Genomic DNA, 19,373 nt, shown 5'->3' on the forward strand with positions numbered 1-19,373 from the left:
AGTGCGGTCAGCACGCGGGAAGGGGAGCATCATGTCGCGCCAGCGCCAGGACCAGCTCCTCGCGGCGCTCCTGCGCCAGGAAGGATGGGCGACGGCGGCGAGCCTCGCCGACCTGATGGGGGTCACCCCTCGCAGCATCCGGTCCTATGTCGCGGCGCTGAACGCCCGGACGCCCGGTGCCGCGGTGATCGAGTCGGGCCCGGCCGGCTACCGTGCCGGATCCGGGGCCCGTGGTGCATTGCGGATGCGTCAGAGCGGCGAGTCCGCACCACGGGACCGCCTGCACGCGCTCGTGCGACTCCTGCTGGATCAGCCCGCCGGAATAGACGTGTTCGACACCGCCGAGGAGCTGCACGTCAGCGAGGCGACGCTCGAGGCGGATCTGGTGCGGGTGCGGGGTCTCCTCGACGACACGGATCTCACTCTCGAACGCGACAGGGAGAACGTGCGGTTACGCGGGAACGAGACCGCCCAGAGACGCCTTCTCAGCAGACTCGCCCATGACGAGATGGACGACGCCTCCTTCCATCCCGAGACCTTCCGTCGTGCGCTCTCCGGATCCGCGGTCGCCGCCAGCGCCGTCGGGCCCTTCAAGTCCGCCCTGGTGCGCGAACTCGGCGAACTCGGCTACTACGTGAACGAGCTCGCGATCGCCGACGTGCTGCTGCACATCGCGATCGCGGCGGAACGGGTGGCAGCCGGCCATGCACTGGAATCCTCTCCGTCAGGCGCCCGCGCGGAGATCCCGCGGGTCGGCGCGGTCATCGCCCACCTGGCGGCCGAGCACTTCTCCGTCGTCCTCGGCGAAGGAGACAGCGGACACCTCGCGTCGCTCGTGCTCACCCGCATCGTCGCGCCGGGAGAGGACGCCACGCGCGAGGTCGCGCGCAGCGGCGTGGATCCGATGGTCGAGGCGGCCGTGCGCGCCGAGATCGCGAGAGCAGCCGACGACTTCCAGGTCGACCTCGTGGACGAGACGTTCGTCCTGCGGCTCGCGCTCCACGTGCAGAACCTGCTGCGACGGGCGGCGGAGAGCGCCCTCACGCGAAACCCCCTCACCCGCTCGCTCAAGACGACCTATCCGATGATCTTCGAAGTGGCCGTCTCGATCGCAAGCGGCCTGCACGACCGCGTCGGAACGCCCATCCACGACGATGAGATCGCCTACATCGCCATGCACGTGGGTGGACGCCTCGAACGCAGTCGCAAAGCCGAGTCGATCCTCACCGCCACGATCGTCTGCCCGGGGTATCACGAACTGCACGAGCTGCTCCGGTCCAGCGTCGACCGTTCGCTGGGCTCGGCGATCGAGGTCACGACCGTGGTCACGAACGTCGACCCCGACTGGGCGTCGTTCGACACCGACCTCGTGCTCAGCACGATCGAGCCCGGATCGTCCGGGGACCGTTTCGTGCGCATCCAGCCGTTCCTGACCGATGCCGATGTCGACCGCATCCAGCAGGCTGCGGCTCGGGTTCGGAGGGGACGGCGGCTCACCCGCCTGCGCGCGGAGCTCGCCCGCTACTTCCTCGCCGACGCCTACGTCTTCCCGCTGCCGGACGAAGGCGAGGAGGCGATCATCCGCCGCCTCGGCGGGCTTCTGGTGCAGACGGGACTCGTGGGCGAGGACTACATCGAGAACACCATCGTGCGCGAGCGCATGTCGTCCACCGCATTCACGGATGCGCTCGCGGTTCCGCACGCACTGCAGATGACCGCGAAGCGCACCGCCATCGCCATCGGAGTGGCCGACGGCTCGGCAGCGTGGGGCGGTGGACGCGTGCAGGTCGTCGCGCTCGCCGCCTTCAGCGAGAGCGACCGTGCCGCGTTCCAGACCGTGTTCGAGCAGCTGGTCGAGGTGTTCAGCGAACGTGAGAGCGTGCAGCGGATCGTGCGGCGGGGGACGACGTTCGAGGCGTTCCTCGACGAGCTCGTCGCCGTGATCGACGGCTGACCGCGGCACTCACTCGCGGGGTGCGAGCACCTCGGCGAGCTGATCGAGCACAGCCTCGGACGTGTCCGATGCGGCCGTCTCGAGTACCACGGCATCACCCGAGGCGATCCCGAGATCCATCACCGCCAGCACGCTGCTGAGGTCGACGGTGGTGCCGTCGGCGGTGCGCAGGGTCACCGTCTCGGCATGCGACTGGGCGAGCCGGACGAGCTCCGCGACCGGACGGGCGTGCACACCGTTGTGCGCGCTGACGATGACGCGTCGGACCGGCATGCTCAGGAACGCTCGTCCAACAGCGAGCGGACCCCTGCTTCGAGTTCCGCCACGGCTTCGCGCGCACCCGGTGCGGACTCCGCGCGGGCGTCGATGTAGACCTTGAGCTTGGGTTCGGTGCCGCTCGGACGCACGATCACACGGGAGTCGTCGACCAACCGGTACCGCAGCACGTCGCCGGAGGGTCGGCCTGGCGCCGCCTGCAGAAGATCCTCCGCCGAGGCGATCGAACGTCCGGCGATGTGCGTCGGCGGGAGCGTGCGCAGCGCGAGCATGACGTCGCCGATCACGGCGAGGTCTTCGACGCGCACCGACACCTGGCCGCTCGCGAAGTGGCCGTAGGTCTCGCCCAGCTCGTCGAGCAGATCGACGAGCGTGGCCCCGCGGTCGCGGGCCTCGGCTGCGAGGCCGAGGATGGCGACCGCTGCCGACACGCCGTCCTTGTCGCGCACGGTCTCCGGATTCACCAGATAGCCCAGGGCCTCCTCGAACCCGAACACGATGCCGGGGGCGCGGGAGATCCATTTGAAGCCGGTGAGGGTCTCGTGGAAGTCCAGTCCGTGGTGGGCCGCGACGACTCCGAGGCCGGGGGAGGAGACGAGGGAGCACGCGAGCGAGGCTCCGGGCGTGCCGGCCGCAGCACGCGCTGCCCGCGCGCCGAGGAGGAGGCCGACCTCGTTGCCGGTGAGACGGCGCCAGCCGTCTGCCGCGGAGGCGTCGGGGACGGCGACCGCCAGCCGATCGGCATCGGGGTCGTTGGCGAGGATGAAGTCCGCCTTCACGCGACGGGCCCTGGCGAAGGAGAGATCCATCGCCCCCGGCTCTTCCGGGTTCGGGAAGGACACCGTGCGGAAGGTGGCGTCGGGGGTGAGCTGCTCGTCGACGACGAACGGCTGCGGGTACCCGGCATCCTTCACGATGCGGGACAGCGTCTCCCATCCGACCCCGTGCATCGCCGTGTACACCCAGCGCATCCCGGTGGTGCCTGCAGGTGCGGGGGCCACGGCGGCGGTCGCGGCGATGTAGGCCTCGACGACCTCTTCGCCGGCGGTCTCGTAGTCCGTGGAGCGGGGCAGCGCGGCGACCGAGCCGGCATCCGCCGTGCGCTGGATATGCGCGGCGATCTCGGCATCCGCCGGTGCGACGATCTGCGATCCCTGGTCGGCGCCGCCGAGGTACACCTTGTAGCCGTTGTCGTTGGGCGGGTTGTGGCTCGCGGTCACCATCACACCGGCGTCGGCGCCGAAGTGGCGCACAGCGAAGGCGAGGACGGGCGTCGGCAGCAGGCGGGGGAGCAGAATCGCACGAAGGCCGGCGCCGGCGAACAGCTCGGCGGAATCGGTCGCGAACACGCGGGAATTGCGGCGGCCGTCGTAGCCGATCACGACCGTCGGGGTGCCGCCGTCGGACTTCTCACGCAGATATGCGGCGAACCCGGCCGCGGCCTGAGCGACCAGCACCCGGTTCATCCGATTGCTCCCGGCGCCGAGCTCACCGCGGAGCCCGGCGGTTCCGAAGGCGAGGCGCGCGCCGAAACGGTCGTCCAGGTCGGTGATCGCCTCCTCGTCGCCGGCGGCGGCCCGAGTGATCACGCCGGCGAGCTCGTCGCGCGTCTCGTGATCCGGGTCCTGGCGCAGCCAGGCGCGGGCCTGTGCGAGCCGCTCCTCGTTCACAGGGCCTCGACCACCCTGGCCAGGAGAGCGGAGATCACCGGCTCGGCCTCACGTCCGGCCTCGATCACCTCGGCGTGGCTGAGAGGCGTCTGCTGGATGCCGGCTGCGAGGTTCGTGATGAGGGAGAAGCCGAGGATCTCCATGCCGGCCTCGCGGGCGGCGATCGCCTCGAGCGCGGTCGACATGCCGACGATGTGACCGCCGATGTGCTTGGCCATCTGGACCTCGGCCGGGGTCTCGTAGTGCGGGCCGCGGAACTGCGTGTACACACCCTCGTCGAGCATGGGATCGATGCTGCGGGCGATGTCACGCAGGCGCTTCGAATAGAGGTCGGTGAGGTCGACGAACGTGGCACCCTCGAGGGGAGAGTCCGCGGTGAGGTTGATGTGGTCGCTGATGAGGACGGGCTGGCCGGGCGTCCAGGTCTCGCGGATCCCTCCGGCGCCGTTCGTCAGCACCATGATCTTGGCTCCCGTGGCGGCGGCGGTGCGGACGCTGTGCACGACGCGTCGCACGCCGTGGTCCTCGTAGTAGTGGGTGCGCGCGCCGATGACGAGGACGTTCTTGCCCCCGGGGGTGCGGATGCTGCGCAGAGTGCCGACGTGGCCCTCGAGCGCCGGCTTGGAGAAACCGGTGACCTCGGTCGCGGGGATGGTCGCGACGGTCTCGCCCAGGATGTCGGCGGCCTTGCCCCAGCCGCTGCCGAGCGTCAGGGCGATGTCGTGATTCTCGACGCCTGTCAGACGCGCGATGTCGGCCGCGGCCTGTGCGGCGACCTCGAACGGGTTCGCGGTCGGGTCGTCGAGAGGGTTGCTGTGCGTTTCGGGCATGGATCCACTCTAGGAAGGTGCAGGCTCGGGGGCCAGGATTGGGGAAGAATGGATTCCATGTCTTCCACCACTTTCGAGCGCACTCAGCGCGTCGCCGTCCTCGGCGGCGGTCCCGGCGGTTACGAGGCGGCCCTCGCGGCGGCCCAGCTGGGGGCCGAGGTCACCCTGGTCGAGCGTGTGGGGGTCGGGGGATCGGCGGTCCTCACCGACGTCGTGCCCTCGAAGAGCCTGATCGCCACCGCGGATGCCGCCGTCGCGATCTCGGAGGCGAGCGACCTCGGCGTGAACTTCTACGCCAAGGGAGACCACTCCAGGCCTCTCAAGCCGGAGATCGCGATCAACCTCGCGGCCGTGAACAAGCGCCTCCTCGCGCTCGCGGGCCAGCAGTCCGAGGACATGCGTGCGACGCTCCTCGAAGCCGGAGTGCGCATCCTGTCCGGCCACGGCCGGCTGGAGGGCCCCACCGCGATCATCGTGTCGACGGGCCAGGGCGGCACGGACTTCGACCGCGTGGAGGCCGACACGATCATCGTGGCCGTCGGCGCCTCGCCACGCGAGCTCGACTCGGCCAAGCCCGATGGCAAGCGCATCCTGACCTGGACGCAGCTGTACGACATGAAGGCCCTCCCCGAGCACCTCATCGTGGTCGGGTCCGGCGTCACCGGTGCGGAGTTCGCCTCCGCCTACATGAACCTGGGCGCGAAGGTCACGCTCATCTCCAGCCGCGAGCAGGTGCTCCCCGGGGAGGACAAGGACGCGGCGAGCGTGCTGGAGAAGGTGTTCAAGCGCGGCGGCATGCAGGTGCTCTCGAAGTCCCGCGCCGACAAGGTCGAGGTCACGGACGACGGCGTCACGGTCACGCTGTCCGACGGCCGCACCGTCGACGGCAGCCACTGCCTCATGGCCGTCGGGTCCATCCCGAACACCGCGGGCATCGGCCTCGAGGAGGCAGGCGTCGAGCTCGACGAGTCCGGGCACGTGCGCGTGAACCGGGTCGCACGCACCTCGGTGCCGAACGTCTACGCGGTCGGCGACTGCACGAACTTCTTCCCGCTGGCATCCGTCGCCTCGATGCAGGGGCGCACGGCCGTCTTCCACGCCCTCGGCGACATCGTGATCCCGCTCGAGCAGATCAAGATCACCTCGAACATCTTCACGGCGCCCGAGATCGCCACCGTCGGGTACGGCGAGAAGGATGTCGAGGACGGTGTGGCCGACGGCCTGGTCTACAAGCTCCCGCTCGCGGCGAACCCGCGCGCGAAGATGATGGGCATCAAGGACGGCTTCGTCAAGCTCATCGCGCGCAAGGGGTCGGGCACCGTGATCGGCGGCGTGATCGTCGCTCCGAAGGCTTCCGAGCTGATCTACCCGATCGCGGTCGCCGTGGAGCGCCGTCTCACGGTCGACCAGGTCTCGCGGGTCTTCGCGGCGTATCCTTCGCTCTCCAGCAGCATCACCGATGCGAGCAGGGCGATGCACCTCGTCAACATCTCGTAGGTCGACGAGACGAGGGGGCGCAGCCGGTATCGTCGTCGGCGGTGACGGGACCGGCGCGAGGCTGACTGCGCTCCTTCTTCGACCGGATTCCGGCGCGCAGTCTGCTTCGAATGCGCTGCGATAATGGTGGCCGTGCCGCCTTCTGTCGCTGAACTGTCGCTCGTCGTCGCGGGAGGGGTGCAGTGACGGATCCGTTCACATCGCCAGTGCTGCAGGAATGGCCGGCGAAGTGGGGTGAACGTCGACCCCGACGCAATACCGGCATGCTCTGGCTTGGCCTCGCCCTCATCGTGGCCGCAGCCGCCATGGTCGGGTTCTCGGGTGGCGCCGCCGGCCCGCTGTGGTCGGGCGCGTTCATCGCCCTGTTCGCTCTGACGGCATTGGCAGTCGCGGCACGCAGACCGTTCGTCGAGGGGCGCGCGCGCCCGGTCGATGCGTCCACGCTGACGCGCGGGCGGGTGTCGAGCCCTGATGCACGAGTGCACTTCGTGCCGGAGCGGCGTCCGGGGATCGTCACCCTGCTGCTGTGCGTCCTGTGGGCACTCGTGCTCATGGCCGCGACGGTCGTGGCGATCAGGATCGGGCTGACCGGGCGGCCGGAGGCCTTCCTCGGTGTCGCGGTGCTCGCAGCGACCGCCGCGCTGTTCGCCTACGCGGCCGTGCGCGCGGGCATCACGCAGTACCGCTCCGATTCCTTCGGGCGTCGACCCATCGGGCTGGGTATGGGCCCGGACGGCGTGCTCCTGATGCGTGCCACCGAGACCCTGTACGTGCCGTGGAGCGCGATCCGCCGCGTGGAGCCGGACCTAACCGAACAGCGTCGCGGCATGGACGGGCTCCCGCTCATCCGACTCCGCGTGGATCCGCGCCGCGTGACCGCGTCCGACGGGATGCGTGCTCCCGAAACGGTCACCGTGGCCCCGGCGATGCTGAAGACCCATCCGCAGGTCGTCTGGTCGGCACTGCGTGGTTTCCACGATTCGCCCTCGACACGCGCCGCCCTCGGCACACCGACGGGGCAGCGGCTGTTCGACGAGTGGTGCGCGTCCGCGCCCGCAGACTGACGAATGAAGAAGGCCCCCACCTCTTGAGGCGGGGGCCTTCTTCATTCTGCGGTCAGCTGATCGTGAGCAGCTGGTGTCCTGCGGAGACCGTCGCTCCGGCATCCGCGTTGATGTTGCCGATGATGCCGTCCTTGTGCGCCTGCAGCGGCTGCTCCATCTTCATGGCCTCGAGCACGACGACCAGGTCGCCCTTGACGACCTGCTGTCCGTCGGCGACGGCGATCTTGACGACGGTCGCCTGCATCGGCGACTTGACCGCGTCACCGGATGCTCCGGCGTTGGCCGTGGTGGCGTGGCTGCGGCGCGACGGCGGAACGGCGGCAGGGCGTCCTGCGGTGCCGGCGGCGACGGCGACGCGATCGGGCAGGCTCACCTCCAGGCGCTTGCCGGACACCTCGACGACGACCGTGTGACGCGCTTCGGCGGAGGTCGGGGCCTCGAGCTCGCCGTCCCACGCCGGGATGTCGTTGACGAATTCGGTCTCGATCCAGCGCGTGAAGACGCCGAACTCGCCGTTCTCGGCCGTGAACGCGGGATCGCGCACGACCTTGCGGTGGAACGGGATGACGGTGGGGAGCCCCGCGACCTCGAACTCGTCGAGTGCGCGACGCGAGCGCTCGAGCGCTTCCGCCCGGTCCTTGCCCGTCACGATGATCTTCGCGAGCAGCGAGTCGAATGCGCCGGAGACTGAGTCGCCCGCCGTGACACCGGAGTCGAGACGGATGCCTGGACCTCCGAATGTCTTGAACACGTGGATCGGGCCGGGCTGGGGCAGGAATCCGCGACCCGGGTCTTCGCCGTTGATGCGGAACTCGATCGAGTGCCCCTGGGGTTCCGGGTCGGCGTAGTCGATGGTGCCGCCAGCGGCGATGCGGAACTGCTCGCGCACCAGGTCGATGCCGGTGACCTCTTCGGAGACCGGGTGCTCGACCTGCAGGCGGGTGTTCACCTCGAGGAACGAGACCGTGCCGTCGGCGCCGATCAGGAACTCGCAGGTGCCAGCGCCGACGTAGCCGACCTCCTTGAGGATGGCTTTGGAAGCGGAGTACAGCAGGTCGTTCTGCTCCTCCGTGAGGAACGGCGCCGGTGCCTCCTCGACGAGCTTCTGGTGGCGGCGCTGCAGCGAGCAGTCGCGTGTGGAGATCACGACGACGTTGCCTTCGGCGTCGGCCAGGCACTGGGTCTCGACATGACGCGGCTTGTCGAGGTACTTCTCGACGAAGCACTCGCCACGACCGAAGGCGGTGACCGCCTCGCGGGTGGCGGACTCGAAGAGCTCCGCGACCTCGTCCAGCTCGCGGGCGACCTTGAGGCCGCGGCCGCCGCCGCCGTACGCCGCCTTGATGGCGATCGGCAGGCCGAACTCCTTCGCGAAGGCGATGACCTCATCGGCTCCGGCGACGGGGCCGGGCGTGCCGGGAGCGAGGGGAGCGCCGACCTTCTCGGCGACGTGACGCGCGGTCACCTTGTCGCCGAGAGCCTCGATCGCATCCGGTGACGGGCCGATCCAGGTCATACCCGCATTGATGACCGCGCGCGCGAACTCGGCGTTCTCGGCGAGGAAGCCGTATCCGGGGTGCACGGCATCGGCACCGGCACGACGGGCGATCGAGAGGATCTTCTCGATCTGGAGGTAGGTCTCGGCGCTGGTCGAGCCTCCGAGTGCATAGGCCTCGTCGGCGAGACGGGTGTGGAGGGCATCACGGTCCTGGTCGGCGTAGACGGCGACCGAGGCGATCCCGGAGTCACGGGCGGCGCGGATGATGCGGACGGCGATCTCGCCGCGGTTGGCGATGAGCACCTTGGCGATAGCAGGCATGGTTGCCAGCCTAGCGAGTAGGACCTTGATCCTTTTGACGACTCTCCACAAGAAAGACGGGAAAACGTGGAGGAGAGTCTACGACCAGAGGTCGGTCCATCGAACGCCGAGCTCCGCGGCCAGCTGGCGGACGGTCGACAGCGACATGCCGACGACGGTGGAGGGGTCGCCGTCGACCCGTGTGATGAAGGCGCCGCCCAGGCTGTCGACGGTGAACGCTCCCGCCACGTGCAGCGGCTCTCCGGAGGCGACGTACGCGGCGATCTCGGCGTCGCTCACATCGTCGGCGAACGTCACCGCGGCTTCGGCGACAGCGGTGGCCTCCGCTGGTGCGACACCGGGAGCGACCCGGAAGACGGAGTGCCCGGAATGGAGGATGCCGGTGGCGCCGCGCATCTCCTGCCAGCGCCTGGTCGCCTCCTCCGGTGTGTGGGGCTTGCCGTAGACCCGGCCGCCGATCGCGAACATCGAATCCCCGCCGATCACCAGCCCGTCGAAGGTCCCCTCCGCGGCGAGACCCCGCGCGACGGCGGCCGCCTTCGCGCGGGCGAGCAGCAGCACCAGCTCCTCGGGTGCCAGAGAGCGGCCCCGCTCCGCCTCCGCAGCGGCGGCGACGGCGTCCTCGTCGACGTCCGGAGACACCGTGAGCGGTTCGATGCCCGCCTGTCGGAGCAGCATGAGCCGGGCGGGTGAGGTGGAGGCGAGGCAGACACGCATGTCCACCACCGTATCCTCGAAGGATGACTTCCTCCCCAGCCGACGTGCTCGAACTCGACATCACCGGCATCGCACACGGGGGCACCTTCGTGGCCCGCCACGAGGGACGCGTGGTCTTCGTCTCGGACGCGATCCCCGGTGAGCGCGTCCGTGCTCGCCTGATCGCGCCGGCAGAGGGCGCGGATGCCGCGACCCGCAGCTTCTGGCGGGCGGAGACCGTCGAGGTCCTGGACGCCTCTGCGCACCGCCGCCCGCACATCTGGGCGGAGGCGGACGTGTCGCGTGACCCTGCCGAGCGCCCCGGTGGTGCCGACCTCGGCCACATCGACCTCGATCACCAGCGGGAGCTCAAGCGACGCGTGCTGACCGAGGCGCTGGATCGTTTCGCCGGTGGGGGCCTCGAGGCTCCCGTGATCGAGTCGGTCGAATCGGGAGACGGTCTCGGATGGCGCACCCGCGTCACCCTGCACGTCGACGAGGCGGGTGTTGCCGGTCCGTTCGCCGCGCGCAGCCACCGTGTCATCCCGGTGACCTCGCACCCGCTCGCCCGCCCCGCCATCGCCGAGGCCGCGCTCGCGTTGCGGGGGGAAGCTCCCGGCCGCATCGAGCTGGTCGAGCCCGCAGACGGCGAAGTGCGCATCATCCGTCGCGAGGAGACCGAGCGCGCCCCTCGCGTGCAGAGGGGTTTCCGCAAGCGTCCGGCGCCCGAGGTCATCCACGAGGTCGTCAACGATCGTCGTTTCGAGGTCGACTCCACGGGTTTCTGGCAGGTCCATCCGCGTGCGGCATCCGTGCTCGACGCCGCGGTCTACGGCATCCTCGACGGGCACGTCGATGACGAGAAGACGCACTACGACCTGTACGGAGGAGTCGGGCTCTTCGCCGCGACGCTCGCCGATCTCGGCGGGACCGACATCGTGACCGTCGAATCGAGCGCCCGTGCGACCCAGCATGCGGCCGCGAACCTCGCGCCGCTCCCGGTGTCGGCGGTGACGGCCCGCGTCGACAGGTTCCTCTCGACGCAGGCGCGCAAGGGGCGCACCGGTGCCGTCGTGCTCGATCCGCCACGCGCCGGAGCCGGACGCCAGGTCGTCGAGGCCGTGCACGCGCTCGCGCCGGAGGCGATCGCGTACGTCGCCTGCGATCCGGTCGCGCTCGCGCGCGACCTCGGCACGTTCCGAACGCTCGGGTGGAACGTCGACCGTCTCCGAGGCTTCGACCTTTTCCCGCATTCGCACCACTTCGAGGTGGTCGCGCTGCTCACGAGGTGAGTGATCGTCGCCGTTCGGCGGACTCAGTAGGCTGTGTGGATGAGCACGGTCGCACTCATCGACGATCACGAGTCCGTTCGCCTCGGTCTCGAGGCCGCGTGCGCGCGTGACTCGCAGACCGTGGTCTTCTCCGGGAGCACTGTGGTCTCGTACCTCGAATGGCGCAAGGCGACCACCGCCGCGCCGGCCGACGTGGTCGTCCTCGACCTCACGCTCGGCGACGGCACCACCGTGACCGAGAACGTGACATCGCTCGTGAACGACGGCGCGAGCGTCGTGATCCACAGTGTCGCCGACCGCCCCGCCGCCGTGCGCGAGGCCCTCTCCGCCGGCGCTGCCGGCGTCGTCAGCAAGTCGTCCGCCCTCGACGACGTGCTCGACGCGATCCGCACGGTCGCCCAGGGGGAGGCGCTCAACAACGTCGAATGGGCCAGTGCCGTCGACGGCGATCGCGCCTTCGCGAATGCGCAGCTCTCCACTCGCGAGCGCGAGGTGCTCCGCCTGTACGCGACGGGGCTGCCGCTGAAGGCCGTGGCCGAGCGTCTCGGCGTGGCCTATTCCACGGCCAAGGAGAACATCACCCGGATCCGCGTGAAGTACGTCGAGGTCGGACGCCCGGCGCCCACGAAGGTCGACCTCCTGCGTCGCGCCATGGAGGACGGGATCGTCGCGGCCGACGGGGCGCCCAGTGGCGTCTGAGCCGCTCAGCATCCGCGACGCCTGGAGCAAGATCCCCTCTCCCGGCAGCACAGAGACCGCGTTCGAGCGGTTCACCGGCAAGCGCATGGAGCGGATCCTCGCGATCGTGGCCGCGATCGGCTCCTCCGTGCTCGGCGCCCAGGCGCTGATCGCGGCGGTGAACACCCTGTCCCACGGCGATGTGGCGCACGTCGTGATGCTCGTCGTGGTCTTCGTCCCCCTCGCCGCCATGCTGGTGGGCTGTCTGATCGGCCGTGGCGTGCGCGTGCTCTCGGGGATCTTCGCCGTGGTCTACGTGCTCGCGCTCGCCGCATGGCCGACCGTCGTCGATCCTTCCGCCAAGGGTGCGGGCGAGCAGCCCTGGATCTTCTTCCTCGTCAACGTCGGCGTCGTGGCGGCGATGCTCGCCTTCCCCGTCCGGATCCAGTTCGCCTGGGCGGCGTTGATGCCGTTCGTCTACGGCTATGTGAGGCTCGTGCAGGGGGAGTTCTCGCGCGAGTTCTGGGTGACCACCGCCTTCGACGTGTCGTTCACCCTCATCCTCGGCGTCGTGATCATCTCGCTCGGCTGGATGTTCCGCTCCGTCGCCGCCGGAGTCGACGAGGCCAGGGGCCAGGCCGTGGCGTCCTACTCGACGGCTGCGGCCGCCGCTGCGGCGGAGGAGGAGCGCGCGGCGATGTCGGCATTGATGCATGACAGCGTGCTCGCCGCCCTGATCGCCGCGGAGCGTGCCGAGAGCGCGCGTGCGAAGGAGCTCGCCGTCGCCATGGCGAGGGAAGCGCTCACCCGCCTCGCGAACACCGAGGCCGCCGTCGCACAGGAGGGCAGCGATGAGCCGGTGGGGACGTCCCAGATCGTCGTCGAGCTGCGCCGTGCGCTGTCCGAGCTCGGCGCCGACGCGATCGTCGAGGAGCGCGGCGGCATCGGTCTGATCCCCGGTCGGGCCGCCAGAGCGCTGGTGCTCGCCGCTCGACAGGCGATCGGGAACTCCGTCTCCCACGCGAACGGGCGCGGGCTGCACATCATCGCCGAAGGCCACGGCGACGAAGGGATCGGCGTGACCGTGTCGGACACGGGCCCGGGCTTCGACGTGGAGTCGATCGGAGCGGATCGTCTCGGGATCCGGGCGTCGATCTTCGCTCGCATGGCCGGAGTCGCCGGCACCGCCGACATCCGCTCGGATGAGCACGGTACGACGGTCACGCTGGGATGGGAGCGCACGTGAACCGCACCGTACGCAGCGTCGCCACATCGCTCGCCGTGGGATTCGCCCTGTACTTCGTCGCGCGAGGCATCTGGTGGATCGAGCAGCCGACCGCCCCGTTGCTGATGGTCCTCGCCATCGGCCTGTACCTCGTCGTCGTCAACATCGCGATCCTGGGCGATGGTGCCTCGGTGCGCATGCCTCTGTGGTCTGCGATCCTCGCCGTGCTCGCCAGCGCCGTGGTCCCGGCCCTCGTGACGTTCTCCCTCGCCCCGGGGGACCGCACCGCGCCGTTCGCCACGTGGTACATCGGCGCGCTGGGGCTGCTCGGCGTCGTCTGCGTCGTGCGTCGCCGGGCGCTGTTCGGTTGGCTGGTGCTGGCCGTGCTCGTGGTGGCGGCGTCCGCCGATCTGGGTTTCGGAGTCGCGCTCAACCTCGGACTCGTCGGGTCGATCATGTGGGTGGCCGTCGCCAGGCTGCTCGTGATGTTCTGGGACAGGGCGGTGCGTGACACCGAGCGCCTCGCCGAGATCCAGCAGGCGGTGTCCGCGTGGCATGCCACGCAGCGGGTGCGACAGCGTGAGCGGCGGCTGCGCACGCAGTTCGCGCTGGCCGTCGCCGGCCCGGTGCTGAGCCGGGTGGTGGCTTCGCGCGGCGCTCTGGATGATCATGAGCGGCTGGACGCGCGTCTCGCGGAGGGCCGGCTGCGCGACGAGCTGCGCGGTGCCGATCTGCTCAACGACGCGGTGCGCAATGCGATCGAGGCGGCGCGCCGACGTGGCGCCGCGGTGACCGTGTTCGACGAGGGCGGTTTCGACGGGATCGACGAGGCCCGCCGCAGAGATATCAGGGATGAGCTCGCCGCCGTGATCACTCGCGCACAGACCGCTCGCCTCATCATCCGCTCGGCACGGGACCCTCGTGTCGCCGTGACCGTCGTCGGTCGTGCCGGTTCGCGTTCGTCCGGTGATGACGACTCGGTCGACCTCTGGCACGAGATCCCGCGCGAGGTGTCGGGCGTCTGACGTCGGTCGCACCCGTCGCGCGAACGTCCTCGGCTCCAGCCGGGGGAGGCGACCGGAGTCGAGGATGCTGAGAGTGGGCGAGGGGCGGCGTTATCGCCAGCCCCTCGCCGTGCGGACAGTTACCCGAAAACCATCCGCTGGTGGCCGATCAGCGTCTGTCTACCCTGGGACAGAGAGACCAGCCGAACGCGAAGCGTCTCCCTCAGTCTGGTGGCTCGCAAAGAAGTTGTCTGTAGGTATTTTGGGGGACACGATTCCTCTGCCGATGAGGGATCATTGGATGATGGGAACGCGTCGAGGCACCAACCTTCCGCGCATGGGCGACTTCAACCAGTCCGTGATCCTCGAGGCCATCCGCCAGTCGGGTGAAGGGCTGAGCCGGATCGAGCTCGTGGCGGCGACAGGGCTGTCTGCGCAGACCGTCACGAACATCACCCGCCGGCTCCTCGACGACGGCTTCATCCGGGAAGCCGGGCGCACGATCAACGGGCCGGGCAAGCCCCGGGTGACTCTCCGGCTCATCGCGGACAGCCGTTTCGCGGTCGGCGTGCACCTCGACCCCGCGGTGATGACCTTCGTGCTGCTCGACCTCTCCGGTGCGGTCGTACGGCGTATGAGCGTGCGTACTCCGGCGAAGGATCCGCGGCGCATCGTCGAGGCGATGGCCGGCACGATCGATGCCCTGATCGAGGGGTCGGGGGTGGATCGGACGCTGATCGCGGGTGTGGGGGTCGCTGCCCCTGGTCCGCTCGATGCGGAGAAGGGCACCGTGATCGATCCGCCGAAGCTGCTCGGCTGGCATCGGGTCCCCTTGCGCGCGGTGCTCGCGGAGGCGACCGGGTTCCCCGTGGTGCTGGAGAAGGACACGACCTCCGCCGCGGTCGGTGAGCTGTGGACGCGAAGGGAGTCGGCGGACGACTCCTTCGTGTTCGTCTATCTCGGGACCGGCATCGGTGCGGCTCTCGCGAGAGACGGCGAAGCCGTTCGCGGGAGCACGCGGAACATCGGCGAGGTCGGGCACATCATCGTCGATCCGGATGGACCGTCCTGCACGTGCGGATCCCGAGGGTGCGTCGAGGTCGTGTGCACGCCGCAGGCGATCATCGAGCAGGCGGAGCGTGCGGGCGTGTTCCTCGACGACCGCGAGGTGAGCGATGTCGCCGCGGTCGATGCGCGATTCAGTCAGCTGTGCGAACGCGCCGCAGGCGGCGATACCCCGGCGATGGGCGTGCTGCGGCAGGCTGCGGCGAACACCGCGGTGCTGACCGCCGCGCTGACCAACATGCTCGATGTGGATCGGGTCGTCTTCGGAGGGCCGTTCTGGTCCCGGCTCGCCGAGGTGTATCTCCGTGAGATCCCCGACAGGCTCGATCGGGCGAGTGCGACCCGTGCGGTGCGGTCGCTGCCCGTCGACGGCACGGTGGTCGGCGACGACGTGGGCGCGGTGGGCGCGGCCTGTGTCGTGCTCGATTCGGTTCTCAGCCCTCGTGCGTCCGATCTGCTGCTCGTCCACTGAGGCGGCACCGACGTCGTCGGCGGGGAGACCGTCAGCCGGAGAATCGTCCCCACGGGATGTCGCGGCGCAGAGGGCGACGGAGCGGACGCTGGGTGCGCGTCCAGGCCGACACGGACGGCTCGTCGGCGACCGCATCCGCCGCCTCTGTCGCATAGGCCTCGCTGATCACGGCGATGAGGGCCGCGAGCTCTTCCTCCGTCGCTGCTCCGCGCGTGATCTCGAGCATCGGCGCCTCCTGGCCCGGTGCTTCGACGTGGGGATTCTGCGCGGTCACAGCGGGATGTTCCCGTGCTTCTTCGGGGGCAGGTCGGCGCGCTTGCCACGCAGCGCACGCAGTGCCTTCGCGATGGACACGCGCGTGTTCGCCGGCTCGATGATGCCGTCGAGCTCGCCGCGCTCGGCCGCCAGGAACGGGGAGGCCACGTTGTAGGTGTATTCGTTCGCGAGACGGGTGCGGACGGCGGCGACGTCCTCGCCGGCCTCTTCGGCCTTCTTGATCTCACCGCGATACAGGATGTTGACGGCACCCTGTCCGCCCATCACCGCGATCTCGGCCGTCGGCCAAGCGAGGTTCACGTCGGCGCCGAGCTGCTTCGAGCCCATCACGATGTACGCGCCGCCGTAGGCCTTGCGCAGGATGACGGTGACCAGCGGCACGGTCGCCTCGGCGTAGGCGTAGAGCAGCTTCGCTCCGCGGCGGATCACGCCCGTCCACTCCTGATCGGTACCCGGCAAGTATCCGGGGACGTCGACGAGCGTCACGATCGGGATCGAGAAGGCGTCGCAGAAGCGCACGAAGCGGCTCGCCTTCTCGCCGGCCTCGATGTTCAGGGTGCCGGCCATCTGCGACGGCTGATTGGCGATGATGCCGACCGAACGACCCTCGATGCGACCGAAGCCGATCACGATGTTGGGGGCGAACAACGGCTGGACCTCGAGGAAGTCGCCCTCGTCGACGACGTGCTCGATGACCGTGTGGATGTCGTAGGGCTGGTTCGTCGAGTCGGGGACGATCGTGTTCAGCAGGCGATCGGCGTCGGTCGTCTCGAACTCGAAGGTGCTCTCGTAGGTGGGCAGCTCCGCCATGTTGTTGTCGGGCAGGAAGCTGAGGAGCGTGCGCGCGTAGTCGATCGCGTCGTCCTCGTCCTCGGCGAGGTAGTGGGCGACACCCGAGCGGGTGTTGTGCGTGTAGGCGCCGCCGAGCTCTTCCATGCCCACGTCCTCCCCGGTGACCGTCTTGATCACGTCGGGGCCGGTGACGAACATCTGGCTGGTCTTGTCGACCATGATCACGAAGTCGGTGAGGGCGGGGGAGTACACCGCGCCACCCGCCGCCGGGCCCATGATGATGGAGATCTGCGGGATGACGCCGGAGGCTCGGGTGTTCAGGCGGAAGATCTCACCGTACTTGCCGAGCGCGACGACGCCTTCCTGGATGCGCGCGCCGCCCGAGTCGAGGATTCCGATGCAGGGCATGCCCCCGGTGAGGGCGAACTCCATGATCTTGATGATCTTCTCGCCGGCGACTTCGCCGAGCGAGCCGCCGAAGGTCGAGAAGTCCTGCGAGTACACCGCGACCGTGCGGCCGTTGATCGTGCCGACGCCCGTGACGACGGAGTCGCCGTAGGGTCGCGAACGATCCATCCCGAATGCGGTGGTGCGGTGGCGCACGTACTCGTCGAACTCGACGAAGCTCCCCGGGTCCACGAGCAGCTCGATGCGCTCGCGGGCGGTCATCTTGCCCTTCGCGTGCTGCTTCTCCTTCGCCTTCGCTTCTGCGTCGACGACGGCTTCGGTGTAGCGAGCGCGCAGATCCGCGATCTTGCCGGCGGTGGTAAAGAGGTCGGGCTTGTCCGTCACGGATTCCACCCTATCGTCGGGTCGGCCCCGTCTGTTGGATGCTCGCCACAACGAGGCGGCCGATCCTTTGGCGACGTGCGCGCAGTATCGCCGATCAGCGCTGTCTGCTCACTCGTCGTCGACGGCGCCCGGTTCCAGCGCCGGGTCGTCGCTCTTCGGGCGACGACCGAGCGAGAGTGCCTTGCGTCCTGCCCACTCGACGCCGCGAACCGTGGTGCCCGCGGCACCTGCCACCGCGTTGCCGGCATAGCGCGCTCCGCGCAGCATCCGGAACTCCAGCTTCTCGGCGCCGGGAACCGGCTCCAATTCCCGAGGCAGGTCGATGGGGGCGGCGCCGAAGGCCCGGTGGGAAGTGGTGAGCACCCGTCGACCCAGGATGTGGTTGCCCGCACCTCCGATCGCGGCGCCGATGCCGAACGGGAGGGCCTTGCCGATGACGGAAGCCCCGCCCTTGGCGGCGAACTGCTTCACGAACATGCTCTTGAGCTGGTCGACGAGCGGTCCCACCGCGGCGCGAGGGAGTGACTTCGTCACGAGCTCGCCCCAGTACGACGACCTGCTGCCGCCACGTCCGGCCATCTGTCCGGCGAGCTGCCCGACCAGGTCGACGCCCTCCTTGCCGAGCATGAGCGTCATCACGAGCGCCCTGGCACGATCGGGGTTCGCCACCGCGATGCCGTGCACCTCGGCGACGGACTGGGCGAACAGCGCCGTCGACTCCACGAAACCCACGGTCTCGACGCCGGAGAGCGCGAGCGTGACCCCGGTGCCGATGCCGGGGACGACGGCGGTCGCTCCCACCGCGGCACCACCGGTGGTGACGGCTGCGAGATAGCGGCGTTCGAGGATGCGGATGATCTCGGAGGGCGACGCCTGCGGGTTGCGCAGGCGGATGCTGCGGATGTGCGCCAGGACGAGCGGGCGTTGGATCGACAGCACGCGGTCGAGACCGCGCACCATCATCGGATGCTCCGGCGAGCCGGTCGGCGGCACGCCCTTGTCCCACGGAGCATCGTCCGGGAGGGAATGGATCTTGTGCACCTTGGGGGCCATGATGCGATCCTAGGCAGCCAGTCCGCGAGAACGCCGAAAGCCCGGCTCCTCGGGGAGCCGGGCTTTCGGAACGAATGATCAGACGAAGAGGTTCGCCCGCTCCAGATCTTCGGCGAAGTCGACCTCGACCGCGTACAGGTCGGAGACGTCCATCGGCTCGAGCAGGAGTCCGTCTTCGGCGATCGCGAGCTCGAGACCGCGCTCGAAGTAGTCCTGGTCCTCGACGCGCTGCAGCTGGCGCATGAACGCCTTCTTGTGCGTGGAGGAGATGTAGTTGATGCCCACGGCCTCTCCGAGACCGCCCTTGACGGTCTTCGACAGCTCGTCGATGAAGCCTTCGGCGGTCACGGTGTACTTCACTTCCTCGTCGCTCACCTTGGAGGTGTTGACGGTGACGAAGGACTGATCGCGCTCGATGTACTCGAGCGCCCGGCCGAGGATCATCGGGTCGAAGACGACGTCGCCGTTCATCCACAGCACGCCGCCCTTGCCGGTCGCGCCGAGAGCGCGCAGCAGGCTCTTCGACGTGTTGGTCTCGTCGTAGCGCTCGTTGTGGACGTAGTTCACCTGCGGGAAGGCGTCGATGATGGTCTCGGCGCGGTAGCCGACGACGGTGGTGATGCGGGCGCCGGATCCGAATGCGGCCCGGATGTTGTCGTGCTGCTGGCCCATGATCGTGCGGCCGTCGCTCAGTTCGGTGAGCGGCTTCGGCAGCGCGCGGCCGAGGCGCGAGCCCATGCCGGCGGCGAGGATGACGGTCTGAAGAGTCACGAGTGCTCCTAAAGGAAGTTGTGTTCACGGTCGATTAACCGACCAGACACTTCGTCGTGCCGGGATCATGGTATCGATTCAGGCTGGGAAGCTCGGGGTCAGGGGCGCCCTGTTGTCATTTCGTGATCGAGTACACACCGGATGCAC

The 19,373-nt window shown here is 69.3% G+C and carries 17 protein-coding genes; 8 read left to right on the forward strand and 9 right to left on the reverse strand.

The features are described 5' to 3' along the window. The first annotated feature begins 31 nt into the window (after positions 1-31). A complete protein-coding gene (locus CQ042_RS12470) occupies positions 32-1,954 on the forward strand; it encodes a PRD domain-containing protein (protein WP_105670799.1) in 1,923 nt (640 codons plus the stop codon). 9 nt (positions 1,955-1,963) lie between these two features. Here the strand turns inward: CQ042_RS12470 and CQ042_RS12475 are convergent, their stop codons facing one another. Genes CQ042_RS12475 through CQ042_RS12485 form a run of 3 tightly spaced genes read right to left on the reverse strand, consistent with a single transcriptional unit; the run spans position 1,964 to position 4,730 of the window. Continuing rightward, on the reverse strand, positions 1,964-2,227 hold the full coding sequence (locus tag CQ042_RS12475; protein ID WP_105670800.1) for an HPr family phosphocarrier protein: 264 nt from the start codon (positions 2,225-2,227) through the stop codon (positions 1,964-1,966). 2 nt (positions 2,228-2,229) lie between these two features. Continuing rightward, complete coding sequence (locus CQ042_RS12480) at positions 2,230-3,900, reverse strand: phospho-sugar mutase (RefSeq protein WP_105670801.1); 1,671 nt, start codon at positions 3,898-3,900, stop codon at positions 2,230-2,232. Then, positions 3,897-4,730, reverse strand: a complete 834-nt coding sequence (locus CQ042_RS12485; protein WP_105670802.1) for a purine-nucleoside phosphorylase — start codon at positions 4,728-4,730, stop codon at positions 3,897-3,899. Before CQ042_RS12485 ends, CQ042_RS12480 begins: the two co-directional genes overlap by 4 nt. Before the next feature lie 48 nt (positions 4,731-4,778). Between CQ042_RS12485 and CQ042_RS12490 the strand changes: the two genes are divergently transcribed. Beyond that, positions 4,779-6,227 (forward strand): NAD(P)H-quinone dehydrogenase, encoded by a 1,449-nt coding sequence (locus CQ042_RS12490; RefSeq protein WP_181157557.1) that lies wholly within the window; start codon positions 4,779-4,781, stop codon positions 6,225-6,227. 263 nt (positions 6,228-6,490) lie between these two features. Then, positions 6,491-7,291 carry a hypothetical protein gene (locus CQ042_RS12495; RefSeq protein WP_105670803.1) on the forward strand — a complete coding sequence of 267 codons (801 nt, stop codon included), beginning with the start codon at positions 6,491-6,493 and terminating at the stop codon, positions 7,289-7,291. 52 nt (positions 7,292-7,343) lie between these two features. Here the strand turns inward: CQ042_RS12495 and CQ042_RS12500 are convergent, their stop codons facing one another. Both CQ042_RS12500 and CQ042_RS12505 read right to left on the reverse strand, forming a co-directional pair. Continuing rightward, on the reverse strand, positions 7,344-9,110 hold the full coding sequence (locus CQ042_RS12500; protein ID WP_105670804.1) for a biotin carboxylase N-terminal domain-containing protein: 1,767 nt from the start codon (positions 9,108-9,110) through the stop codon (positions 7,344-7,346). A 78-nt stretch (positions 9,111-9,188) separates the two neighbouring features. Continuing rightward, entirely contained in the window at positions 9,189-9,827 is a 639-nt protein-coding gene (locus CQ042_RS12505) for a nucleoside triphosphate pyrophosphatase (RefSeq protein WP_105670826.1), read from the reverse strand. Positions 9,828-9,850: 23 nt separating this feature from the next. On the opposite strand from CQ042_RS12505, the gene CQ042_RS12510 reads away from it, so the two are divergent. The 5 genes from CQ042_RS12510 (at position 9,851) to CQ042_RS12530 (ending at position 15,542) form a co-directional block, all read left to right on the forward strand. After that, entirely contained in the window at positions 9,851-11,098 is a 1,248-nt protein-coding gene (locus tag CQ042_RS12510; protein ID WP_105670805.1) for a class I SAM-dependent RNA methyltransferase, read from the forward strand. Between the two features lie 39 nt (positions 11,099-11,137). Continuing rightward, positions 11,138-11,797, forward strand: coding sequence for a response regulator transcription factor (locus CQ042_RS12515; RefSeq protein WP_105670827.1), 660 nt, complete (start codon positions 11,138-11,140; stop codon positions 11,795-11,797). After that, complete coding sequence (locus CQ042_RS12520; protein WP_105670806.1) at positions 11,787-13,022, forward strand: ATP-binding protein; 1,236 nt, start codon at positions 11,787-11,789, stop codon at positions 13,020-13,022. Before CQ042_RS12515 ends, CQ042_RS12520 begins: the two co-directional genes overlap by 11 nt. Beyond that, the gene (locus tag CQ042_RS12525) at positions 13,019-14,026 is read left to right on the forward strand and encodes a hypothetical protein (protein ID WP_258132244.1); all 1,008 of its coding nucleotides are present in this window, start codon (positions 13,019-13,021) and stop codon (positions 14,024-14,026) included. Before CQ042_RS12520 ends, CQ042_RS12525 begins: the two co-directional genes overlap by 4 nt. A 316-nt stretch (positions 14,027-14,342) precedes the next feature. Beyond that, complete coding sequence (locus CQ042_RS12530) at positions 14,343-15,542, forward strand: ROK family transcriptional regulator (protein ID WP_105670808.1); 1,200 nt, start codon at positions 14,343-14,345, stop codon at positions 15,540-15,542. 31 nt (positions 15,543-15,573) lie between these two features. Here the strand turns inward: CQ042_RS12530 and CQ042_RS12535 are convergent, their stop codons facing one another. The 4 genes from CQ042_RS12535 to CQ042_RS12550 all read right to left on the reverse strand — a co-directional run bounded on the left by CQ042_RS12535 (position 15,574) and on the right by CQ042_RS12550 (position 19,226). Next, positions 15,574-15,816 (reverse strand): acyl-CoA carboxylase subunit epsilon, encoded by a 243-nt coding sequence (locus tag CQ042_RS12535; protein WP_374954469.1) that lies wholly within the window; start codon positions 15,814-15,816, stop codon positions 15,574-15,576. Further along, positions 15,813-17,402, reverse strand: coding sequence for an acyl-CoA carboxylase subunit beta (locus CQ042_RS12540; protein ID WP_374954470.1), 1,590 nt, complete (start codon positions 17,400-17,402; stop codon positions 15,813-15,815). Before CQ042_RS12540 ends, CQ042_RS12535 begins: the two co-directional genes overlap by 4 nt. A gap of 108 nt (positions 17,403-17,510) precedes the next feature. Further along, positions 17,511-18,455: a hypothetical protein gene (locus CQ042_RS12545; RefSeq protein ID WP_105670810.1), complete on the reverse strand. Its 945-nt coding sequence runs from the start codon at positions 18,453-18,455 to the stop codon at positions 17,511-17,513. Positions 18,456-18,533: 78 nt separating this feature from the next. Continuing rightward, entirely contained in the window at positions 18,534-19,226 is a 693-nt protein-coding gene (locus CQ042_RS12550; RefSeq protein WP_105670811.1) for an NTP transferase domain-containing protein, read from the reverse strand. Between the last annotated feature and the right edge of the window lie 147 nt (positions 19,227-19,373).

This window comes from Microbacterium sp. MYb62, assembly GCF_002979475.1.
GTDB lineage: Bacteria > Actinomycetota > Actinomycetes > Actinomycetales > Microbacteriaceae > Microbacterium.

Bases quoted from the DNA above. Each gene is read 5' to 3' on its own strand.
- CQ042_RS12530 (WP_105670808.1), top strand. From the start codon at position 14,343: ATGGGCGACTTCAACCAGTCCGTGATCCTCGAGGCCATCCGCCAGTCG.
- CQ042_RS12490 (WP_181157557.1), top strand. From the start codon at position 4,779: ATGGATTCCATGTCTTCCACCACTTTCGAGCGCACTCAGCGCGTCGCC.
- CQ042_RS12470 (WP_105670799.1), top strand. From the start codon at position 32: ATGTCGCGCCAGCGCCAGGACCAGCTCCTCGCGGCGCTCCTGCGCCAG.
- CQ042_RS12515 (WP_105670827.1), top strand. From the start codon at position 11,138: ATGAGCACGGTCGCACTCATCGACGATCACGAGTCCGTTCGCCTCGGT.
- CQ042_RS12545 (WP_105670810.1), bottom strand. From the start codon at position 18,455: ATGGCCCCCAAGGTGCACAAGATCCATTCCCTCCCGGACGATGCTCCG.
- CQ042_RS12485 (WP_105670802.1), bottom strand. From the start codon at position 4,730: ATGCCCGAAACGCACAGCAACCCTCTCGACGACCCGACCGCGAACCCG.
- CQ042_RS12510 (WP_105670805.1), top strand. From the start codon at position 9,851: ATGACTTCCTCCCCAGCCGACGTGCTCGAACTCGACATCACCGGCATC.
- CQ042_RS12475 (WP_105670800.1), bottom strand. From the start codon at position 2,227: ATGCCGGTCCGACGCGTCATCGTCAGCGCGCACAACGGTGTGCACGCC.
- CQ042_RS12505 (WP_105670826.1), bottom strand. From the start codon at position 9,827: ATGCGTGTCTGCCTCGCCTCCACCTCACCCGCCCGGCTCATGCTGCTC.
- CQ042_RS12500 (WP_105670804.1), bottom strand. From the start codon at position 9,110: ATGCCTGCTATCGCCAAGGTGCTCATCGCCAACCGCGGCGAGATCGCC.
- CQ042_RS12495 (WP_105670803.1), top strand. From the start codon at position 6,491: ATGCTCTGGCTTGGCCTCGCCCTCATCGTGGCCGCAGCCGCCATGGTC.